This window comes from Hymenobacter edaphi (assembly GCF_003258365.1).
GTDB lineage: Bacteria > Bacteroidota > Bacteroidia > Cytophagales > Hymenobacteraceae > Solirubrum > Solirubrum edaphi.
Map to the genome: position 1 here is coordinate 1029301 of NZ_QHKM01000001.1, position 20280 is coordinate 1049580.

The 20280-nt window shown below is 66.4% G+C and carries 19 protein-coding genes; 14 read left to right on the top strand and 5 right to left on the bottom strand.

All coding sequences use genetic code 11. The features are described 5' to 3' along the window. Window positions 1-5 precede the first annotated feature (5 nt). The 8 genes from DLM85_RS04160 (at window position 6) to DLM85_RS04195 (ending at window position 8484) form a co-directional block, all read left to right on the top strand. Complete coding sequence (locus DLM85_RS04160) at window positions 6-1721, top strand: TonB-dependent receptor (protein WP_133256897.1); 1716 nt, start codon at window positions 6-8, stop codon at window positions 1719-1721. Between the two features lie 103 nt (window positions 1722-1824). Continuing rightward, window positions 1825-2961 carry an HU domain-containing protein gene (locus DLM85_RS04165; RefSeq protein ID WP_111476788.1) on the top strand — a complete coding sequence of 379 codons (1137 nt, stop codon included), beginning with the start codon at window positions 1825-1827 and terminating at the stop codon, window positions 2959-2961. Between the two features lie 2 nt (window positions 2962-2963). Beyond that, window positions 2964-3665, top strand: coding sequence for a MotA/TolQ/ExbB proton channel family protein (locus tag DLM85_RS04170; RefSeq protein ID WP_111476789.1), 702 nt, complete (start codon window positions 2964-2966; stop codon window positions 3663-3665). A 118-nt stretch (window positions 3666-3783) separates the two neighbouring features. Continuing rightward, window positions 3784-4188, top strand: a complete 405-nt coding sequence (locus DLM85_RS04175) for an ExbD/TolR family protein (RefSeq protein WP_111476790.1) — start codon at window positions 3784-3786, stop codon at window positions 4186-4188. Between the two features lie 201 nt (window positions 4189-4389). Then, on the top strand, window positions 4390-5304 hold the full coding sequence (locus tag DLM85_RS04180; RefSeq protein WP_111476791.1) for a hypothetical protein: 915 nt from the start codon (window positions 4390-4392) through the stop codon (window positions 5302-5304). A 96-nt stretch (window positions 5305-5400) separates the two neighbouring features. Continuing rightward, window positions 5401-6732 carry a bifunctional folylpolyglutamate synthase/dihydrofolate synthase gene (locus tag DLM85_RS04185; protein ID WP_111476792.1) on the top strand — a complete coding sequence of 444 codons (1332 nt, stop codon included), beginning with the start codon at window positions 5401-5403 and terminating at the stop codon, window positions 6730-6732. Window positions 6733-6872: 140 nt separating this feature from the next. After that, window positions 6873-7544 (top strand): tRNA (guanosine(46)-N7)-methyltransferase TrmB, encoded by a 672-nt coding sequence (gene trmB / locus DLM85_RS04190; RefSeq protein WP_111476793.1) that lies wholly within the window; start codon window positions 6873-6875, stop codon window positions 7542-7544. Window positions 7545-7644: 100 nt separating this feature from the next. Next, window positions 7645-8484: a maleylpyruvate isomerase N-terminal domain-containing protein gene (locus tag DLM85_RS04195; protein ID WP_111476794.1), complete on the top strand. Its 840-nt coding sequence runs from the start codon at window positions 7645-7647 to the stop codon at window positions 8482-8484. A 118-nt stretch (window positions 8485-8602) separates the two neighbouring features. Here DLM85_RS04195 and trpF read toward each other — a convergent pair whose 3' ends face one another. Beyond that, window positions 8603-9226 (bottom strand): phosphoribosylanthranilate isomerase, encoded by a 624-nt coding sequence (gene trpF, locus DLM85_RS04200; RefSeq protein WP_111476795.1) that lies wholly within the window; start codon window positions 9224-9226, stop codon window positions 8603-8605. Window positions 9227-9407: 181 nt separating this feature from the next. Between trpF and mnmA the strand changes: the two genes are divergently transcribed. The 6 genes from mnmA (at window position 9408) to DLM85_RS04230 (ending at window position 17245) form a co-directional block, all read left to right on the top strand. Beyond that, on the top strand, window positions 9408-10586 hold the full coding sequence (gene mnmA, locus DLM85_RS04205) for a tRNA 2-thiouridine(34) synthase MnmA (protein ID WP_111476796.1): 1179 nt from the start codon (window positions 9408-9410) through the stop codon (window positions 10584-10586). 21 nt (window positions 10587-10607) lie between these two features. Next, on the top strand, window positions 10608-11309 hold the full coding sequence (locus tag DLM85_RS04210; protein ID WP_111476797.1) for a hypothetical protein: 702 nt from the start codon (window positions 10608-10610) through the stop codon (window positions 11307-11309). Between the two features lie 139 nt (window positions 11310-11448). Then, window positions 11449-13125, top strand: coding sequence for a S8 family serine peptidase (locus DLM85_RS04215; protein WP_111476798.1), 1677 nt, complete (start codon window positions 11449-11451; stop codon window positions 13123-13125). A gap of 176 nt (window positions 13126-13301) precedes the next feature. Continuing rightward, the gene (locus DLM85_RS04220; protein ID WP_126695904.1) at window positions 13302-13610 is read left to right on the top strand and encodes a hypothetical protein; all 309 of its coding nucleotides are present in this window, start codon (window positions 13302-13304) and stop codon (window positions 13608-13610) included. A 402-nt stretch (window positions 13611-14012) separates the two neighbouring features. Further along, window positions 14013-14711 (top strand): ribulose-phosphate 3-epimerase, encoded by a 699-nt coding sequence (gene rpe, locus DLM85_RS04225; RefSeq protein WP_111476800.1) that lies wholly within the window; start codon window positions 14013-14015, stop codon window positions 14709-14711. Continuing rightward, window positions 14711-17245, top strand: a complete 2535-nt coding sequence (locus tag DLM85_RS04230) for a TonB-dependent receptor (RefSeq protein ID WP_111476801.1) — start codon at window positions 14711-14713, stop codon at window positions 17243-17245. The genes rpe and DLM85_RS04230 overlap by 1 nt, the downstream gene beginning before the upstream one ends. A gap of 135 nt (window positions 17246-17380) precedes the next feature. On the opposite strand, the gene DLM85_RS04235 is transcribed toward DLM85_RS04230, so the two are convergent. The 4 genes from DLM85_RS04235 to DLM85_RS04250 form a co-directional block, all read right to left on the bottom strand. Then, window positions 17381-17818, bottom strand: a complete 438-nt coding sequence (locus DLM85_RS04235; RefSeq protein WP_111476802.1) for a hypothetical protein — start codon at window positions 17816-17818, stop codon at window positions 17381-17383. A gap of 9 nt (window positions 17819-17827) precedes the next feature. Beyond that, entirely contained in the window at window positions 17828-18556 is a 729-nt protein-coding gene (locus DLM85_RS04240; RefSeq protein ID WP_111476803.1) for a sterol desaturase family protein, read from the bottom strand. 70 nt (window positions 18557-18626) lie between these two features. Next, window positions 18627-19208: a Crp/Fnr family transcriptional regulator gene (locus tag DLM85_RS04245; protein WP_111476804.1), complete on the bottom strand. Its 582-nt coding sequence runs from the start codon at window positions 19206-19208 to the stop codon at window positions 18627-18629. Window positions 19209-19310: 102 nt separating this feature from the next. Then, window positions 19311-20171, bottom strand: coding sequence for a DUF2911 domain-containing protein (locus DLM85_RS04250; protein ID WP_111476805.1), 861 nt, complete (start codon window positions 20169-20171; stop codon window positions 19311-19313). Window positions 20172-20280: the final 109 nt, after the last annotated feature.

Genomic DNA, 20280 nt, shown 5'->3' on the forward strand with positions numbered 1-20280 from the left:
CGTACATGAGCGTTAGCCCTTCCCAACGCCTTGCCCTGACTGCCCTGCTGGCCACCGCCGCCGGTGCCACATTGGCGCAGGGGCAGCCCACCAAGCCCCGCACCCGCGGCACCATCGAGGACGCCGAAATCGAAGTGGTGAAGGAGCGGGAAAACCAGCTGCCCGAAGCCGCCCGCAACTACGACAAGGTGGAGCTGCCCGCCCCGACCAAGGCCGACCGAGCGGTGCGCTACACCTTCCCCGACTTCCGCCTGCCCAGCCAGAACCTCAACCCCACGGTGCGGGTGCTCACCATCAAGCAGGAGGAGCTGGCCCCGCTGCAGGGCAACTACGCCCGTCTCGGCGTGGGCAACTACGCCTCGCTCTTCGGCGAAGCGCACGCCCACACCACCCGCAACGAGGACCACGCCCTGGGCCTGGATCTGCGCCACCTGTCCTCGGCCCGCGGGCCCGTCGACGGCAAGAACTCCGCCGTGAGCCAGAGCCGGCTGGGGTTGAACGGCGAGCTGTACCGCGGCGCCGTGACGCTGGGCGCCAACGTGAAGCTGGGCCGCGACCGGGCCAACTTCTACGGCTACAACCCCACCACGGAGCCCAAACCCTCGCCGGACTCCATCAAGCAGACCTTTTTCCGCACCGACGCGCAGGTGTTCGTGCGCAACCGCGACCGGGACGCCAAGTTTCAGTACGACCTGGCCGGCGGCTACCGCTACTGGAAAGACCGATTTGAGGCCAAGGAATCGGACCTGTACGCCCAACTGCGCACGGCCTACTACGTGACGGAAAAAGGCCGCGTGCGCCTCGACGGCGACCTGTCGTTCATTTCGCAGAAAGACTCGGCCTACTCCGTGAGCCGCCCCTTCGTGCAGGCCACGGCCCAGTACGAGCAGCGCATCGGCGACCGGCTCGACGTGGGCATCGGCGCCACCCTGGGCTACACCGGCGACACCATCAACGACGCCAAGCAGGTGACGGTGTTTCCGGCCATCCGGGTGGGCTACGCCGTGGTGCAGGACAAGTTCGTGCTCTTCGGCGGCCTCGGCGGCGGACTGCAGCGCGTCACGCTCTACGACCTGAGCCAGGAAAACGCCTGGCTGGGCAAGCGCCAGCAGGTGGCCGACACCCGCCGCGGCCCCTCGGTGTTCTTCGGCTTCAACGCCGCCCCGGCCCGCGCCCTGCAGGCCTCGGTGAAAGTGACGCTGGCCAACGACTACAACCTGTACTTCTACAACAACTCCGGGCGCGACTCCTCGCGCTTCGATTTGGTGTACAACCGCGACGGGAGCACCCAGCTGGTGAACGTGCACGGGGAGCTGATCTATAACGCGGCCGAAAAGCTGCGCCTCGGCACCAAAGTGGACTACAACGGCTACAAGGTGAAGACCCTGGCCAAGCCCTTCCACCGGCCCAACTTCCAGGGCGTGTTCTTCGGTTCGTACAACATGAACGAGAAGCTCATGCTCGGCGGCGAGCTGTACGTACTCAACTCCAGCTACGGCTCGACGCTGCGCCGCAGCTCCCTGGTGCCGCTGACGTACACCGAAACCGTGCAGAAAACCGACGCCGTCATCGACCTCAACCTGCGGGCCGATTACCGCTTTTCGGAAAATCTCTCGTTCTTTGTTTTGGGCAACAACCTGCTGGGCCGCAAATACGAGCGTTTTTTGAACTACCCGTCCAAAGGCGTCAACGTACTCGTGGGGGCCGGCTACCAGTTTTAAGGTGAACTGGTGAGATGGTGAAATGGTGAGTTTGATGTTCACGCATCAGTCACTGTTTCACCATCTTGCCGCTCGCCATTTCACCATCTCACCACTCACTGCTTTGCAGCTTACCGACCACATCCAGCACCTGCTCCGGGACCATGACTGCGTCATCATTCCGGACTTCGGCGGCCTGATTGCGGACTACGAGCCGGCCCGCCTGCACCCGGTGCGCCACACCCTGGCCCCGCCGGCCAAGCGCGTGGCCTTCAACCAGGCCCTCACCCGCAACGACGGCCTGCTGGTTGACACGGTGAGCCGCCGCCTGAGCTTGACGCCCGGCATGGCCCGCCAGCAGGTGCGCGACGCGGTGCAGCGCATGCAGCAGGAACTGGACGAGCAGCAGCGCACCGAGCTGCCCGGCATCGGCATTTTTCGCCAGGCCCCCGGCCGCGGCCTCGACTTCGAATATACCGGGCACCAGAACCTGCTGCCCGCCAGCTTTGGCCTGCCCGAGCTGACCTCGCGCCCCGTGCGCGCCACCGATGCCCTGCTGGCCCGCGAGCGGGTGCATCAGGCCCCGCTGCCCGTGCTGGCCCCGGCCCGCCGCAAGGCCCTGCGCCGCGTGCTCAACGGAGTGCTGAGCGTGAGCATCTTGGGCCTGGTGCTGTCGGCCAACCTGCAGGCGGTGCACAAGCTAGGCTGGTGGCCCGACGGCTGGTGGCCCTACGCCCCGGCCGGCATGGCCAGCACTCCGCAGGTGCGCCCGCAGGCCGCCAACCTCGCCGCCCAACCCTGGACGGAAACCGCCGTGCCCGACGGTACGCCCGAAGACGCACCGGAAATCGGCAAGCCCGCCGTGGCCGCACCGGCCAAAGCCGCTGCAACCCCGGCCGCCACGACGGCGTCCGTTGCCGCAGCCACCAAAGCTGCGGTGGAAGGCCGCAAGGCTGCCAAGCCGGTGGCCGTGAAACCGGCTGCTGCGGGCCGCAACACCGTGTCGGGCGTGTCGAACCGCTGGTACGTGGTGAAGGCCACGTTCAACTCCCTGGCCGGCGCCCGGCAGGTGCAGAGCAACTACGCCGGCAAGGGCGTGGCCGCCAAGATTCTGCTGCCGCGCTGGGGCCACCGCGGCGTCGTCAATACCAAGAAGTACCGCGTCACCGTTGCTGATTTCGCTGACAAGAAATCGGCCAACCAAAGCCTGCCCGCACTGAAGAAGCAGTTCGGCAACGAAATTCTGGTTTACCCTTACTAAGCATGCTCGCAACCCTGCTGCTGCAGACCGCTGTAGTCACCGCCGACTCTACCACCGCCGCCGCCGCGGCCACGGCCGCCGCCCAGCCCTCCTCCATTTCGGTTATCGACCTGATCCTGAAGGGGGGCTGGATCATGTTCCCGATTTTCGCCCTCTCGCTGGTGTCGTTCTACATCATCATTGAGCGCTACATCACCATCCGCAAGGCCGCCGCGCTGCCCGACGGGTTCATGAACCAGATCCGCAACCTGATGGTGAAGGGCGACCTGCAGGGTGCCAAGATGCTCTCGGCCCAGACGGCCTCGCCGCTGGCGCGCATGATCGAGAAGGGCATCCGCCGCATCGGCCAGCCGCTGAAGGACATCGAAACCAGCGTGGAAAACGTGGGCAAAGTGGAAATTGCCCGCCTCGAAAAGAACATCAGCATCCTCGGCATCATCGCCGGCATTGCCCCGATGCTCGGCTTTGTGGGTACCATCGTCGGGGTAATCAACATCTTCTACGCCATTGCCTCGACCGGCGACTTCGGCATCGCCCAGATTTCGGGCGGTCTGTACACCAAAATGGTGACCTCCGCCGCCGGCCTGATCGTGGGCATGATTGCCCACATCGGCTACCACTGGCTCAGCATCATGGTCGAGCGCCTGGTGTTCCGTATGGAAAACTCGGCCATCGAGTTCATGGACATTCTTCAAGACAATTAGTGAGATGGTGAGGTGGTGAAATGGTGAGTTTGAGGTTCGGGCAACCGAAACCGCGCAGGTTGCGCCAGTAGAACGACACTCACTATTTCACCACCTCACCAGTTCACCATCTTACCAAATGGACCTCAGCCGCCGTCGTAAGCTTTCTTCGCACGTCGAGACCAGCTCGATGAACGACATCATGTTCTTCTTGATGCTGTTCTTCCTGATTGTGTCGACCATGGTGAATCCCAACGTCATCAAGCTCATGCTGCCCAACGCCCGCTCGGGCAAGCAGGCTATGAAGCAGCCCATTACCATTTCGGTGGACGCCAACGGGCAGTACTTTATCGACCGGCAGCCCGTAACGGCCACCGAGCTGGAGGCCGACTTGGGGCGCCGCGTGCAGGGCCTGGAAAGCCCCACCGCCGTGCTGCGCGTCGACAAGTCGCTGAACGTGCAGAAACTGGTCGACATTCTGGAAATCGGCAACCGGCTCAAGATCAAAATGGTCATGGCCACCGCGGCCGAATCGGGCAAATAGCCCGGCCGCCGCAGCAACCTGGCCCGACCCTTGCCCAACCCTGGCCCCGGTGCGCTGAACCCCAGCCGCACCGGGGCGCGTTGTTTAGGCCAAGGCCGCTGCAGGGCTGAGCCAGCCCAGGACCGGGTTGCCGGCTGGACGGTCTGACCCAGCCCACCTCACTAAATCACTAAGTCACTAAGTCACTAAATCACCGCAGTCATGGCTGAATTTCGTCACGAGCACCGCCGCGAAGCCCTGATTGGCACCATTGCGTTTCACGCGCTGCTGGCGCTGCTGTTTCTCTTTATCGTCTTCAAAAACCCGCCCGACAGCATTGCCGAAATGGGCGACGGGGGCGGCGTGGAGCTGAACTACGGCATGGACCAGGTCGGCGACGGCGACGTGCAGACCTCGGCCCAGGCCAACGCGTCGCCCAACCGGGAGGACTCCAAGCCGCCGGCCCAGCAGCCCGACCCCGAGCCCCAGCAGGCCAGCACCCCCACGCCACCCACGCCCGCCGAGGACGTGCAGGAAAAGGTGGTAACCAGCGAGGCGGAGGAAAACGACGTGAAGATTCCGCCGGTGGAAAAGCCCACCCCGCGCCCCCGCGAGGAGCCGGTGCGCGAGCCGGTGAAGGAACCCGAGCCCGAGCGGCCCAAGGTTAATCAGCGCGCCATCTTCACCCCGCGCGGGGCCACGGCCAACACCGGCGGCAACGGCGTGAACGGCAGCAGTGACGCGCCCGCCGGCAACAACAACGGCGACAACCCCGGCACCGTGGGCGACAAAGGCGACCCGCGCGGCACCTACACCGGCAAGGCCTACTCCGGCGACCCGGGCAGCGGCGGCGGCTCGGGCGGCGGCGACGGCGACGGGTTCGTGGGCGGCGGCTGGGCCTTCGCCGCGACGCCCAAGCCCGAAGCCGTGGACAACCAGAACGGCTACCTGCGCTTTAAAATCAAAATCAGCGCCGACGGCGAAATCGAGTCGGTAGATAAAGTAGCCGGCAACATGTCGGCCGAGCAGGTACGCATCTGCCGTAGCCTGATTCAGGAGCGGTTCGGGGTGCGCAAGCTCAAGGCCGAAGCCGGGCCCGCCACGGGCTTCTTCACCTTCCGCTTCAAGGTGGAATAGCCGCCGCTCGACTCGCTTACTTGGCAAAAGCTGACGCCGCTGGTCGGAATTCTCCGGCCGGCGGCGTTTTTTTGCACCCTGATTTCCCCGCCCGCCATGACTTACCAGCAAACCCTCGACTTTCTCTACGGCCAGCTGCCGATGTTTCAGCGGGTGGGTGCTGCCGGCTTCAAGGACGGACTGGTGGGCGTGCAGAAGCTGGTAGCCGCCATGGGCCACCCGGAGCGCGGATTTCGCAGCGTGCACGTGGCCGGCACCAACGGCAAGGGCAGCAGCTCGCACCTGTTGGCCGCCATCCTGCAGTCGGCCGGCTACCGCACCGGACTCTACACCTCGCCGCACCTGCGCGAGTTCACCGAACGCATTCGGCTGAACGGCCGGGAGCTGACGCCCGAATACCTGGTGGCCTGGGTGGCGCGCTGGCGCGGGTTGTTCGACGAGGTGCAGCCGTCCTTTTTCGAAATGTGCGTGGCCCTGTGCTACGACTACTTCGCCGCCGAGCAGGTGGACGTGGCCGTCATCGAAGTGGGTTTGGGCGGGCGGCTCGATTCCACCAACATCATCACCCCGCTGGTGTCGCTCATCACCAACATCAGCTACGACCACCAGGCCATCCTGGGCGACACGCTGCCGCTGATTGCCGCCGAAAAAGCGGGCATCATCAAGCCCGGGGTACCCGCCGTTGTCAGCCAGACGCAGCCCGAGGTGCAGGCCGTGTTCGAGCAAACCGCCGCCGAGCGCGCCGCCCCGCTGCTCTTCGCCGCTACCCGCTACCGCGCCGAGCTGCTGCGCGACGCGCCCGCCGCGGCCAGCCAGTACCTGCGCCTCTGGCGCGACGGGGCGGTGTGGCTGGACGAGGTGGAGCTGGCCCTCGTGGGGGACTACCAGCGCCTGAACCTGCCCGGCGTGCTGGCTACCGTGGAGGAGCTGCGCCGCCAGGGCTTCATCATCACTGACGAGCACATCCGCCAGGGCCTGCGCGCCGTGCGCGAGCTTACCGGCCTGCGGGGCCGCTGGCAGATCATCGGCCGCCAGCCGCTCACCATCTGCGACACGGGCCACAACGAGGCCGGCATCCGCCTGGTGGTGCAGCAGCTCGGCCGGCTGCGCTACCAGCGCCTGCACGTGGTGCTCGGCATGGTGGCCGACAAGGACCTGGGCAAGGTGCTGGCCCTGCTGCCCACCGAGGCCACCTATTATTTTTGCGCCGCCAACATTCCGCGGGCGCTGCCGGCGGCTGAGCTGGCGGCCCAGGCGGAGGCCCACGGCCTGCGCGGCCCGGTTTGTGGCTCGGTGGCCAACGCCCTGGCCGAAGCCCGGCGGCAGGCTGGGCCCGAGGACGTCATTTTCGTCGGCGGCAGCACCTTCGTGGTAGCCGAAGTACCCGACCTGTACGAAGCCGAAACCGGGCCCGAAACCGCGGCTTAGCAGTGGGCGGCGGTAGGGCAGAGGCCCACCGCCACAACGGCCGTCAAGCCGCACCGGCCCGTTAGAATGGCAGGTCGCGGCGTAGCGTCACCCGCGCCCCACAAACTCACCACTTCACCACTTCACCATTTCACCTCTAGATGGGTCGAATTAAACTCCGGCGCTTTGCCGAAAACGCCCAGCGGGCCGACATTGTCGAGCCGGGCAAGGACACCTTCGGGGCGCTGCGCGGCCGCTGGCAGGCCGATTTTTTCAAGAATGACAACCCCATCACCCTGGAAATCGGCTGCGGCAAGGGCGAGTACACCGTGGGCATGGCCGAGCGCTACCCGGAGCGCAACTTCCTGGGGCTCGACATCAAGGGCGAGCGGATGTACCGCGGCAGCAAGCTGGCCGAGGAAAAAGGCCTGACGAACGTGGGCTTCCTGCGCATGCAGGCCGAAAAGCTGCTGGAGCACTTCAGCCCCGGCGAGCTGGACGAAATCTGGATTACCTTCCCCGACCCGCGCCCGAGCCTGGGCGACACCAAGCGCCGCCTCACGGCCCCGCGCTTCCAGGAGCTGTACCGCCAGCTGCTGCGCCCCGGTGGCCTGGTGCACCTCAAAACCGACTCCGACCTGCTCTTCGACTACACCCTGGAGCTGCTGCAGGAGCAACCGGCCCCGAACCTGGTCTTCACCAAAGACCTCTACCAGACCACCGGCCTGCTGCCGCACGCGTACGACATCCAGACCACCTACGAGCGGCGGTACCGCGCGCTGGGCGTGCCCATCAAGTACCTGCACTTTTCGTTTGAAGCAGGTGACAAGTAATACGTGACAGGTTCGCCGTGCTGACCTATACGTACCATGTATCACTGGTCACCTGTTACTTGCCACGTGTTACCTCCCAAAAACCAGTCGCGTGTTACCCATGAAGCAACCCCCCATCGTCACCCTGCCGCTGTTTGCCGAGCTGGACCGGCTGCTGCTGGACTTTCTGCGCACGCTCAGCCCCGAGGAGTGGGAGCGGCAGACGCTGGCCCCGCGCTGGCGGGTGATGGACGTGGCCCTGCACCTGCTCGACGGCAACCTGCGCACCCTCTCCATGCTGCGCGACGGGCACTTCGGCGTGGCGCCCACCGGCGACATGGGCACCCACACCGGCCTGGTGGAGTTTCTCAACCAGCTCAACGCCGACTGGATTACCGCCACCCGCCGCCTGAGTCCGCAGGTGGTCACGTGGCTGCTGGAGTTGAGCGGCCGCGAGTACACCGCGTTTCTGCAGACCCTCGACCCCTGGGCACCGGCGGCCTTTGCCGTGGCCTGGGCCGGCGAGGCTGAGTCGCCGAACTGGTTTCACGTGGCGCGGGAGTACACCGAGAAGTGGCACCACCAGCAGCAGATCCGCCAGGCCGTGGGCCGCGGCGAAGATGCCCTGCTGGCCCCGGCCCTCTACGAGCCCTACCTGCAAACGTCCATGCGCGCCCTGCCGCACCACTACCGCACGGTGCTGGCGCCCGAGGGCACCCAGCTGCGGGTGCGCCTGAGCGGCCCGGTGCCCGGCGAGTGGCAGCTGGTGCGCACCGCCGACCACTGGCAGCTGACGCCCGAGCGCCCCACCCCCGACGCCACCGTCACCATCGATGGCGCGGTGGTCTGGCGGCTGCTGAGCAACGAGCTGGACCCCGCCGACGCCGCCCGCCACGTGCACACCGAAGGTGAGCAGTGGCTGGGCGAGAAAATCATGGACCTGGTGGCCGTGATGGTGTGATTGACTGGCTAAATGGCTGGGCGTTCAATCGGTAGCCAATAAAAAAGGTCCTTTCCGCGCGGAAAGGACCTTTTTCTTGTAAGCCGTTGTGGCGCAGGTAGTGCCATTTAGCCATTTGTCAATCAATTTCCAGCTCTTCAAACACGGTTTCCATTTCGCTGAAGTCGCGCACGCCGGGGCGGATTTCGTCGCCACCTTCCAGCACCAGGCCGCGGGGCTGCACCGCGTCGAGCAGCTGCCGCACCGTGCCGGGCGCGAAGCCGGGCGCCAGCCAGATGGGGTAGGAGCGGGCCTGCTCGGTAAGGCGCGTCAGCTGGGCCTCGGTGAGGGGCTGCGGGGGCAATTCGGCAAACACGAAGCCGGCCACGTGCGGGGCCAGCAGCTGAAAGCGGCGGTCCACGTCTTCGGGCAGCATATCGGGCACCCAGCCCACCAGCAGCCACGCGGGCAGGGCCAGTTCGGCCATTTCTTCGGCCGTGCGCAGCCCGTGCAGCAGCACCGCGTGCAGCCCGCACTGCCGGGCCAGGGCGTTGATCTGCTCGGCCGGCATAGCCCCAAACTCGCCGATCAGCTCCACGCCGGCCACCCAGCCGCTCAGCTCCTGCACCAGCTCGGGCGTGACGGCGCCCGGCAGGGCCGGGTCGAGGCGAAACGTGAGGTAGTCGGCCCCCATGCCGGCGCAGTAGCGCACGTCGGAGAGGTTGTTGATGCCGCGAACCAGAACGGAAGTCAGAAGAGCCAAGGTGGTGAGATAGTGAAATGGTGAAATGGTGAGTTGATGTTCGGGCTCCTGGCAGCGTGAACGACACTCACCAATTCACCATTTCACCATCTCACCGCCGCGAAGGTAGGAAACCCAACGCGGCTGTTCGGTGTTACCTTTGCCATTCGGCCGGGAACTTTGACCTCCCGGGCGCTACTCTATGACCGTAGAAACTACCCCCGGCGCCGGCTCGAAAGGCCGCGTCCTCGTCGCGATGAGCGGCGGCATTGATTCCTCCGTCGCGGCCGTGATGCTCCACGAGCAGGGCTACGAAGTGGTCGGGATGACCATGAAAACTTGGGACTACGCCTCGGCCGGCGGCTCCAAGAAAGAAACCGGCTGCTGCTCGCTCGATAGCATCAACGACGCGCGCGACGTGGCCGTGCAGCTGGGCTTCCCGCACTTCATCATCGATATCCGCAACGAGTTCGGCGGCCACGTCATCGACGACTTCGTGGAAGGCTACCTGGCCGGCCGCACGCCCAACCCCTGCGTGCTCTGCAACACCCACATCAAGTGGGACGCCCTGCTGCGCCGCGCCGACCAGCTCGGCTGCCAGTACATTGCCACCGGCCACTACGCCCAGGTGCGCGAGGAAAACGGCCGCTACGTCATCACCAAGGGCCTCGATGAAGGCAAGGACCAGTCGTACGCCCTCTGGGGCGTGTCGCAGGAAAGCCTGGCGCGCACCATCTTCCCGCTGGGCCAGCTGCGCAAGGCCGAAATCCGCCAGATGGCCACCGACCGCGGCTTTATGGAGCTGGTCAACAAGCCCGAGAGCTACGAAATCTGCTTTATCCCCGACAACGACTACCGCGGCTTCCTCAAGCGCCGCGTCGAAGGCCTGGAGGAGCGCGTGGCCGGCGGCAAGTTCGTGCTGACCGACGGCACGGTGGTAGGCACACACGAGGGCTACCCGTTCTACACCATCGGGCAGCGCAAGGGCCTGGGCGTGGCGCTGGGCTTCCCGGCCTACGTGGTCGAAATCCGCCCCGAGGCCAACGAAGTGGTGCTCGGCAACTTCGACGAGCTGGCCCGCACCGCCACGGTGGTCGGCCGCCTCAACCACGGCAAGTTCGCCTCGCTGGAAGGCCAGGGGCTGGTGCCGGCCGTGACCAAGGTGCGCTACAATCATGCGGGCGCCGCGTCGTTCTTGGAGGAAAAGGACGGAAAAATGTACGTTTACTTTCCCGAGCCCGTACACGCCATTGCCCCGGGCCAGGCCGCCGTATTCTACGACGGGCTGGACGTGCTGGGCGGCGGCTGGATCGAGCGCAGCCCCGCCGGGCTCAGCGTGCCGACCCTGCCCGTCGTCGGCCGCGCCGGGGTTGCTGTCTAAGCCATCCACTGTATTGTCGTTATGAAGCGTCTGTTATTTCCGGTAGCGGCCGGCCTGCTGCTCGGCCTGGGAGCCTGCAAAAACACCAGCGAAGCGCCCACGGCCTCGGGCCGCGACTATTACCCGCTGAAAGTTGGCACCGAGCGCGTCTACGACGTGGTGGACCGCAGCTACACCAACAACCGCGCGACCGAAACCCGCTCGCAGGTGCGCGAGCAGCTGACCGAGTCCTACACCGACGCCACCGGCGCGCTGACCTACAAGCTGGTGCGCTCCTCGCGGGCCCTGGCCACCGACGGCTGGCGCGTCGACAGCGTGCAGACGCTGACGGTGAATGCCCAGAACCTGCTGCTGACCCGCAGCAACTGGCGCACCGTGGAGCTGATTTTTCCGGTGCGCGACGGGGCCGAGTGGAACAAGAACGCCTTCAACGACCGCGACACCCTGGTGGCCCTCAACCGCCGCTACCAGGACGTTGGGGCCAGCTTCGCGGCCGGCACCCGCAGCTACGACAACACCCTGACCACCTACGACGACGACCCGGACCGCAACAACCTCTACTACGAGTTCAACTCGCGGCAGGTGTTTGCCAAGGGCATCGGGCCGGTGCTGCGCGAGTCGCGGGCGCTGAACTACTGCCAGCCCAACGGCAGCTCCGGCTGCCAGGTCGGGGTGAACTACATCACCTCGGGCAAGACGCACACCGAAACCCTGGTGCAATAGGCCGCGGCGGCATCCCGAACGGGCAACGCCCGCCAGCGCAAGCCGGCGGGCGTTGTCGTGTCCGGAAAACCCGCCGGGCGGTCCGTTGGGGCTCCTGCGCTAATTCAGTATCTTGCCTATTCCATTTTCACTCGTATTCATGCGTCTTCTTTCCCTGGGACTCGTGCTGGCGGCCCTCACGCTGGCCGCGCCGGCGGCGCAGGCCCAAAGCAGCCCCGTGCAGCGGCACCTGGTGTATTTCCGCGACAAAACCGGCACGCCCTACACCGTGGCGCAGCCGCAGGCCTTTCTGTCGGCGCGGGCGGTGCAGCGGCGCACCCGGCAGGGCATTGCCGTGCTCCCGCGCGACCTGCCGGTGACGCCCGCCTACGCCACGCAGGTGCGCAACACCGCCGGCGTGCGCCTGCTCTACACCTCGCGCTGGTTTAACGCCGCCGTGGTGGAATGCAGTGCTACGGCGCTGGCGCAGCTGCAGGCCCTGCCCTTCGTGCGCACGGCCACCACCCTCAACCGCAACGCCGCGGCTTCGCTGCCGGTGCGCAACCCCGTCAGGCCGCAGGCCGCCCCCGCCGCGGCGCGCACCGCCGCCGTGCCCGCCGATTACGGGCTGGCGTACGGGCAAGCCGAGATGATCGGGGCCGTGGCCATGCACAACGCCGGCTACCGGGGCGAAGGCATGCAGATTGCCGTGTTCGACGCGGGCTTTCCGGGCGTCGACCAGATGGCCGCTTTTGCCCCGCTGCGGCAGGAAGGCCGGCTGCTGAGCACCTTCGACTTTGTCGACAAGGACCGCGGCGTGTACGAGAAGAACGACCACGGTACGCTCACGCTCTCGACGCTGGCGGCCAACCAAACGGGCTACTTCATCGGCACGGCGCCCAAGGCCAGCTACCACCTCTGCATCACCGAGGACATTCGCTCGGAGCACCCGGTGGAAGAGGCCAACTGGCTGATTGCGGCCGAATACGCCGATTCGCTCGGCGTCGACGTCATCAGCTCCTCCCTGGGCTACACCACCTTCGATGCGCCCTCCACCGACCACACCTACGCCGAGCTGAACGGGCGCACCGCCATTGCCAGCCGCGCCGCCAGCGTGGCCGCCCGGGTGGGCATCCTGGTGCTGAACTCAGCCGGCAACGACGGCAACAACAGCTGGCAGTACATCGGCGCGCCCGCCGACGCCGACTCGGTGCTGACCGTGGGCGCGGTGGATACGCTGCTGGTGCGCGGCAGCTTCAGCTCCATCGGCCCCACGGCCGACGGGCGCATCAAGCCCGACCTCGCGGCCCGGGGCGTGCGCGCCACCGGCCTCTCGCCCGGCAACGGCATCCTGCAGGGCAACGGCACCTCCTACGCCTGTCCCATCCTGGCGGGCATGGCGGCCGGTTTCTGGCAGGCCAATCCCTCGCTCACGGCCCAGCAGGTGCGGCAGTTTCTGCGCAGCAGCGGCACCCAGGCCTCCAGCCCCGACAACTTCGTGGGCTACGGCGTGCCCAACTTCGTGCGGGCCTACAACCTGGCCAACCCCGGCGCCCCGCTGGCCGCCGGCGCCCCCCGCCAGCCCACCGAGGAGCTGAGCGTGTTTCCGAACCCCGCGGGCTCGGAGCTGGCCCTGTACCTGCCCGAGCCCTTCCGCCGCCAGGCCCTGCGGGTGCGCATCCGGGACAGCCGCGGGGCGCTGGTCAGTGAGCAGCGCCTGGCCGCGGCGGGCCGCGAGCAGGTGCCGCTGCAGCTGCCCGCGCTCAGCCCCGGCGCCTACACCTGCACGGTGGAAGCCGGCAGCGAGTCGCGCACGGTGCGCTTTGTGCGGCAATAACCCGGCTTCTGCAGCTCCCAGAGGGCTGTTGGCTTCTGAGCCCTTTCGCTGGTCCGTCCGGCGGGAGGGCCTTTTTATGAGTTCTGTTTGCTAACTATTTTGGATTGCTAAAAATATTGGGTACCTTTAAATCGTATTGCAGAACCATTCAAGCACAGCGCATCATGCTCCAACTGATGACCACTAAGCGAATTGGCCGGCGCCAATTCCACTTCACCGTACAGGGCGGCTCCTTCCACGAAGTCGTGGCCGAGTACGACCGATTGAGCTTTCCCGACGTGGCCGCCTGCGGCCTCTGCGGCTCCGATAACCTGGACCTGACCTCGCGCGTGGCCCAGGACAAATTCAAGTACACCTCCGTCAAGTGCCTGGACTGCCGCGGCGACCTGACCTTCGGCAAAATGCAGCGCGACGACCAGACCGTGTTCCTGCGCCGCCGCGAGTCGGGCGAGCTGGACTGGCAGGCCTGGAAGAAAGGGGAGTAGAAAAGGTGACGCGTACTACGTGACAGGTAACAGGTGAAAAGTTGAGTTAGGAGTGAATGGCGGTTGGGCCGGGGCCGTGTGGTGAGACGCCCGGCCCGCAGCCTGCCCGGCTAGCTTACCCCGTGCGACTATCGGCTTATTAACGGCCCGGCCATACTTTGTGGCCGGGCCGTTCGTTTGGGGGCCGTTCGGATGGCGCGACCGGTCTTGTTCTGCCAGGTCCATTGGGCTGCGGGCTGCTGAAAGGCCCCGTTGCCCCGACCAGCCCCGGCAACGAATAAGCGGAAACACCCCGCCCGGCGGAACCCGGCACCTGCTCCCTTCATCACCTAATTACCCAATCACTCCCAACCTGTCACGTGTCACCTGTTACTTGTCACCCCATTGCCTAATTTCGCGGTCATGAGCACTTCTCCCCGCCGCATCACTCCCTTGCTAGCGCCGTCGTTGCTGGCCGCCGACTTTGCCAACCTGCAGGCCGAAACCGAGCGCCTCGCCGGTAGCGCCGCCGACTGGCTGCACTGCGACATCATGGACGGGCGCTTCGTGCCCAATATTTCCTTCGGTATTCCGGTGCTCCAGGCCATTCACCGCCACGCCAAGCAGCCGCTCGACGTGCACCTGATGATCGAGGACCCCCAGAACTACCTGCAGGCCGTGCGCGACGCCGGCGCCGCGGGCATCACCGTGCACTACGAGGCCTGCCCGCACCTGCACCGCGTGCTCCAGCAGATCAAGAAGCTGGGCTGCCGCGCCGGCGTAGCCCTGAACCCGCACACGCCCGCCTGGGTGCTGCAGGACATTGCCCAGGACGTGGACCTGGTCTGCGTGATGTCGGTAAACCCCGGCTTCGGGGGGCAGAGCTTTATTCCGCACACCCTGCAGAAAGTGGCCGAGCTAAAGGAACTGCTCACCGATGCCGGCTCCGAGGCGCTGATTGAGGTGGACGGCGGCGTGAACGAGCAGAACCTGCTGCCGCTGGTGGAAGCCGGCGCCGACGTGCTGGTGGCCGGCTCCTTCGTGTTCAGCGCCCCCGACCCCGTAGCGACCCTGGCCGAGCTGCGCGCCCAACTCAACGGCCTGTTTTCCGCCGCGAATTAATGACGAACCGTCGACCCTCGTTCTGGCCGACCGTGACGGTGCGGGCCCTGCTGCTGGCCGGCCCCGCTGCGGCCTTAGTGCCCGCCACCGCTCTGGCCCAGCAGCCCGCCGCCGGCCGCGTGGAGCTGCGCGGCACCGTGCGCGACGCCGCCGGCCAGCCCGTGGAGCAGGCCTCGGTATCGGTGGAGGGCCAGCCCGGGGGCACCAGCACCGACGAGGCCGGGCGGTTTCGCCTGAGCGCGGCCCGGCCCGCGGGCAGCTCCCTGGGGGGCGGTTCCCTGACGGTGGTGGTGCAGCGTCTGGGCTACGCCACCGTGCGCCGCACGGTCTCGGCCCGCGAGCTGGCCGACGGAGCGGCCGAGCTGAGCCTGAGTCTGCAGGCCAGCACCCGCGCCCTCGACAACGTGACCGTGCGCGGGCAGCGCGGCGTGGACACGCGCGAGCAGATCAGCCTCACGACGCTGGAGCCGCGCACGGCCAAGGAAATTCCCTCGACCTTCGGCGACTTCAACGCCATTCTGAAGACCCTGCCGGGCGTACAGTCGACCAACGAGCTGACCAGCACCTACTCGGTGCGCGGCGGCAACTACGACGAAAACCTGGTCTACGTCAACGGCATCGAGATTTACCGGCCGTTTCTGGTCACGCAGGCCCAGCAGGAAGGCCTGAGCTTTGTCAACCCCGACCTGGTCGACAAGGTGGAGTTTTCGTCGGGCGGCTGGCAGCCGCGCTTCGGCGACAAGCTCTCCTCGGTGCTGAACGTGGAGTACAAGCAGCCCACGCAGCGCGGCCTCACCGCCACGGCCAGCCTGGTGGGCGGGGCGCTCAGCTACGAGAACGTGTCGAAATCGGGGCGGGTGAGCTACCTGGGCGGGCTGCGCTACAAGACGGCGGACTACATCCTGGGCACGCTGCGGCAGCTGAAGGGCGGCTACAACGCGGACTACGCCGACGGGCAGCTGTACGTCAACATCGGGCTGGGGCCCAAGGACGACCTGCAGAAAACCAGCCTGGGCGTGCTCGGCTCCTGGGCCCACAACAACTACCGCTTCGCCCCGCAAACGGGCCAGGTCACGTTCAGCACCGGCACCAACCAGTTTCAGCGGCTGACCATCTTCTACGATGGGCGCGAGCGGATGCAGTACGACACCTACCAGGGCGGGCTGAACCTGCGGCACCATTTCACCCCGAAGCTGACCGGGGAGCTGATCGGCGGCGGGCTCATCACCCGCGAATACGAGATGCGCGACGTGGAAGCCTCTTACCGCCTGGCCGACATCAACCGCGACCCGAACTCGCCGGACTTCAACCAGGCCGTGCGCCAGCGCGACGTGGGCTCGCGCTTCGACCACTCGCGCAACCGGCTGCTGGCCTGGATCGGCACCGTGGAGGCGCGCGCCACCTACGCGCCGGCGCCGCGCCACGAGCTGCGCGTGGGCGTGAAAGCCGGCCGGGAGCACGTCGACGACCGGCTGGACGAGTACGCCTTCACCGATTCGGCCGACTACGTGCCGGCCAAGCGCTTCAGCCGCCTGCGCACCCAGCTGGACCTGACCTCGACCCGGGTGCAGGGCTACGGGCAGCACACCTGGCGCCTCGACTCGCTGCGCACCGTCACCTACGGCGTGCGCCTGCACTACTGGTCGGTGAACCAGCAGCTGACGGTGAGCCCGCGGGTGCAGTTTGCGGCCCGCTCGCGGCGCCACCCGAGCGTGTCGTACAAGGCGGCCACGGGGCTGTACTACCAGCCGCCGTTTTACCGCGAGCTGCGCAACCAGCAGGGCGTGCTCAACCCCGCGCTGCGGGCGCAGCGCTCCGTGCACGTTATCGGGGGCACCGAGTACCGCTTCCGGTACTGGGGCCGCCCGTTTCAGCTTACCGGCGAGGCCTACTTCAAGTACCTGACAGACGTGATTCCCTACGACGTGGACAACGTGCGCCTGCGCTACTTCGCCCAGAACCTGGCCACGGCCTACGTGGCCGGCGTCGACGGGCGCCTGAGCGGGGAGTTTGTGCCCGGGGCCGAGTCGTGGTTTAGCCTGGGCCTGCTCACCACCCGCGAAAACCTGCGCGGCGACTCGCTCACCGTTTACAACGGCGACGGGCAGCCCATTGGCAAAAAGGAGAAGGGCTACATCCGGCGCCCGACGGACCAGCGCGTGAACCTGGGTATTTTCTTCCAGGACCACCTGCCGAACAACCCCTCGGTGCGCGGCTACGTGAACTTCGTGTTCGGCTCCGGCCTGCCCTTCAGCCCGCCCGCCCTGCCCGAGCTGCGCGGCACCAGCAAGCTCACCCGCAGCTACAAGCGCGTGGATCTGGGTTTCTCGAAGGTGCTGAGCTTACGCACCATCCGCTCCAGCAAGTTCTACCAACCGGAAAGTCTCTGGATGGGCCTGGAAGTGCTCAACGTGTTTGCCGCCAACAACGTGGCCGGCTACAGCTACATCCAGGACCTGAACGGGGCCACCTACGGCGTGCCCAACTACCTCTCGCAGCGCGTGGTGAACCTGCGCGTCATTGCCCGCTTCTAAACCCGCCACAACGGCCCGAATGCCGCGTGCCCGCCCCGAATTTCGGGACGGGCACGCGTTGGTATAATGCGGTAGCTATTGAGCGTAGGAATGCAACACGTTGATCAAGGGGGAGGCGCCGCTGGCAAAGGCCGGTCAGAAACCCAGGCGCTGGGAGTAGGACAAGTACAGCGCGAGGCCGAGCGGAAATAGCAGGAGGATGGCCGCTTTGCCGGGCCAGGGCCGCGGAGCGGGCGTGACCAGGTCAATTAGCTGGGTGAAGACCCCCAAGCCGCTGGCCAGCGTCACCAGCAGCATCCAGCCGCGTCCGGCCGCGTCGAGGGTACCGCCAGCAACCAGCACCAGGCCCATGTGCTGCAGGCAGACAAGGCCGAGGGTAGCCAGGGCAAAGCCGCCGCGCCAGCCGCGCCGGGCAGCCGCGGCGTTCAGGGGGTTGACGGATTGGTAGAGCACTACCGGGGAAATCAGCCAGCCGAGCGGCGCGAAGAAGTGGGCCGCCAGCAGCGTGAGTCCCAGCAGGCAGGCCGCGAAGCCTAGCGCGGGGCCGAACGACCAGGAATGGAGCAGGCGCACCGGCGTGGATTACTTATCGGCGTCCTGGTGCACGTCGCGGAAGCGGAGCATGTCGAGCAGGCGCTGCTCCTTCGCGTTGTCGAAGCCGCAGGTGGCGCGGAATTCCCGGGGGTTGCGGTAGGTGCCGAAGAGCATGTCCCACCACACGATGTCGCCGTAGTTGTGGGCGTGGTGCTCGTACTCGTGGTGGATGCGGTGCATTTCGGGCCGCTGGAAGATGTAGCCCACCCACTGCGGGGTGCGCACGTTGGTGTGGTAGAAAAACTCGCCCAGGGCCGTGCAGAGCGTATAGACGGCGCCGGCGGCCGGGCTCAGGCCCAGCAGCGTAAATACCAGCAGCGTGCCGATAAGGGAATTGACCACCATTTCCACCGGGTGCTTGTAGAAGGAGGTGATGACCTCCAGCCGCTGCGGGCTGTGGTGAATCTGGTGAAAGTGCCGCCACAGAAAATCGACGCGGTGTCGCCAGCGGTGCCACCAGTAAAACACGAACGTGGCCACCAGGTAGGCCAGCAGCCCGCCCACCGCCGGCCCCACGTGGGCCGAGAGGTGAAACACGGAGTAGGCCGACAGCCACTTTTCCCAGCTGATGCCCGCCAGCAGCACCACCAGCAGCTGCACCGCGTTGAGCAGCAGCACGCGGGCGGGCCAGGTGGGCACGGCGGGCAGGCGCCAGCCCGGGCGCAGGCGTTCGAGCACGAAACAGCCCGCAAAAACGAGAAAGATGATGGGGAGCATGAGCGCAGAGCTTGGGGTGAAACGATGCCCCAAAAGTCCCGCGCCGCCCGCCGCCCGCGCTTGACAAATATCAATTTCGCTCCCGGCCGGCGCCCTGGGCCCGGATGCGGCTGATGGTTTCGGGCGTCACGCCGAGGTAGGAGGCCAGGTGCTTGAGCGGCACGCGCTGCAGCACTTCGGGGAAGGATTGAACCAGCTGGGCGTAGCGCTGCTCGGCCCGCAGCAGGCGCAGCTGCTGGGTGCGCTGCTCGCTGAGCACGTAGTAGTGCTCGGTGAGCACGCGCCCCACGTAGTTGAACTCGGGAAAGTCGCGGTAGAGCTGCTGCAGCTGCTCGTAGCTGATGGAGTACAGCACGCTGGCTTCGAGCAGCTCGATGAACTCCTGCGACGCGGTGCGGGTCAGGAAGCTCACGATGGAGATGATAAAGTCGCCCTCGCGCATAAACCAGGTGTTGGCCTCGCGCCCCTCGTGCAGGTAGTAGCCCCGGGCCAGCCCGCGTTCCACGAAGTAAATCCGCCCCGCCACCTGGCCCGGGGCCAGCAGCGCCCGGCGGGCGGGCAGCTCCTCGCGGCGCATCTGCTCGGTGATGGCGCGCAGGCAGGCGTCGGAGAGGGGATAAAGGGCCCGCAGGCGAAGCAGCAGCGCATCCATAGGCGAAAACGGGAATCCGGGGGCGGCCAACAAACGCCCGCCGCCCCAAAAGTCCGGAATTCCGGGCTCCTGGGGCGGCGGGCCGCAGCACGGACGTATCTTCTAGTAGGCTTTCGACTGCCACTGCGTCAGGGTCACTTTCATGCCCGGCAGCTGGGTTTTAAACTTGTCGTCGTCCTTGTCGCCGGCTTTGATGGCGCGCCGGGCGCTTTCCACGGCCGAGAGGTAATCCTCCTTCTGGGCCATCAGGCGGGCTTTCAGCCAGAGGTTGGTGTAGCTCTCGTTCAGCTCGATGGCCCGGTTGATGTAGCGCAGGGCCAGCTCGGCCTCGATCTGGTTCTGGATCAGGTAGTCGGCGGCGGCGGCCAGCAGCTGCGGGTCGTTGGGCGTTTTGCTCAGGGCCGCCTGCATGCTCTGCAGCACCTTGGCGTGCACGTTGGTGCGGATAAACACCGAAATGGTCTTTGTTTCCCACGACAGGTTCAGGCGGGCGGCATTGGGGCGCACGTCCGAAAACCAGTAGTGCAGCGATTCGCGCATGGGCGTGGTTTCGGGCAGCACCGCCACGCGCAGCACGTCGTCCTCGGCCTTGTAGCCTTCGCTGCCCCAGTGGTTGGTCACCTTGTTGAGGATGAGCTGCCAGTCGTGGTCGGCCGAGGGCAGCACGTAGAGCGAGTAGGTGCCCGCGGCCACGGGCTTGCCGCTGAGGCGCACCGAGTCGGAAAAGGTGATGAGCGTGTTTTCGTTGGCGCCGGCCCGCCACACCTGCTCGTAGGGCACCAGCTGCCCCCAGACCTTGCGGTTTTTCACCCCGGGCGTGTGGTAGTCCACGGTCACGTCGGCCAGGCCGATGGTCTGGGTGACGACGGCGTGCGGGCTGGCCTGGGGCTGCACGAATTGCTGGGCGTGGGCTTCGGCCGCCCCCAGAAAGGCGGCCAGAATCAGGCAAAAGAAGCGGGACATGGCAGGGGCAATGGGTGTGGAGCTAACGCGGCGGGCCGAAAGAAAAGTGCCAAGGTACGACAAGCGGGCCGCCGCCGGGTTTAATTCACATCATCATGTGAGCCGCGGA

What these genes read in the sequence shown, in the direction of transcription:
- DLM85_RS04230 (WP_111476801.1), top strand. Translation starts at nt 14,711, where the DNA reads ATGACGAACCGTCGACCCTCGTTCTGGCCGACCGTGACGGTGCGGGCC.
- DLM85_RS04220 (WP_126695904.1), top strand. Translation starts at nt 13,302, where the DNA reads ATGACCACTAAGCGAATTGGCCGGCGCCAATTCCACTTCACCGTACAG.
- DLM85_RS04160 (WP_133256897.1), top strand. Translation starts at nt 6, where the DNA reads ATGAGCGTTAGCCCTTCCCAACGCCTTGCCCTGACTGCCCTGCTGGCC.
- DLM85_RS04170 (WP_111476789.1), top strand. Translation starts at nt 2,964, where the DNA reads ATGCTCGCAACCCTGCTGCTGCAGACCGCTGTAGTCACCGCCGACTCT.
- DLM85_RS04215 (WP_111476798.1), top strand. Translation starts at nt 11,449, where the DNA reads ATGCGTCTTCTTTCCCTGGGACTCGTGCTGGCGGCCCTCACGCTGGCC.
- DLM85_RS04210 (WP_111476797.1), top strand. Translation starts at nt 10,608, where the DNA reads ATGAAGCGTCTGTTATTTCCGGTAGCGGCCGGCCTGCTGCTCGGCCTG.
- trmB (WP_111476793.1), top strand. Translation starts at nt 6,873, where the DNA reads ATGGGTCGAATTAAACTCCGGCGCTTTGCCGAAAACGCCCAGCGGGCC.
- rpe (WP_111476800.1), top strand. Translation starts at nt 14,013, where the DNA reads ATGAGCACTTCTCCCCGCCGCATCACTCCCTTGCTAGCGCCGTCGTTG.
- DLM85_RS04180 (WP_111476791.1), top strand. Translation starts at nt 4,390, where the DNA reads ATGGCTGAATTTCGTCACGAGCACCGCCGCGAAGCCCTGATTGGCACC.
- DLM85_RS04245 (WP_111476804.1), bottom strand. Translation starts at nt 19,208, where the DNA reads ATGGATGCGCTGCTGCTTCGCCTGCGGGCCCTTTATCCCCTCTCCGAC.
- DLM85_RS04240 (WP_111476803.1), bottom strand. Translation starts at nt 18,556, where the DNA reads ATGCTCCCCATCATCTTTCTCGTTTTTGCGGGCTGTTTCGTGCTCGAA.
- DLM85_RS04175 (WP_111476790.1), top strand. Translation starts at nt 3,784, where the DNA reads ATGGACCTCAGCCGCCGTCGTAAGCTTTCTTCGCACGTCGAGACCAGC.
- DLM85_RS04195 (WP_111476794.1), top strand. Translation starts at nt 7,645, where the DNA reads ATGAAGCAACCCCCCATCGTCACCCTGCCGCTGTTTGCCGAGCTGGAC.
- DLM85_RS04185 (WP_111476792.1), top strand. Translation starts at nt 5,401, where the DNA reads ATGACTTACCAGCAAACCCTCGACTTTCTCTACGGCCAGCTGCCGATG.
- DLM85_RS04250 (WP_111476805.1), bottom strand. Translation starts at nt 20,171, where the DNA reads ATGTCCCGCTTCTTTTGCCTGATTCTGGCCGCCTTTCTGGGGGCGGCC.
- mnmA (WP_111476796.1), top strand. Translation starts at nt 9,408, where the DNA reads ATGACCGTAGAAACTACCCCCGGCGCCGGCTCGAAAGGCCGCGTCCTC.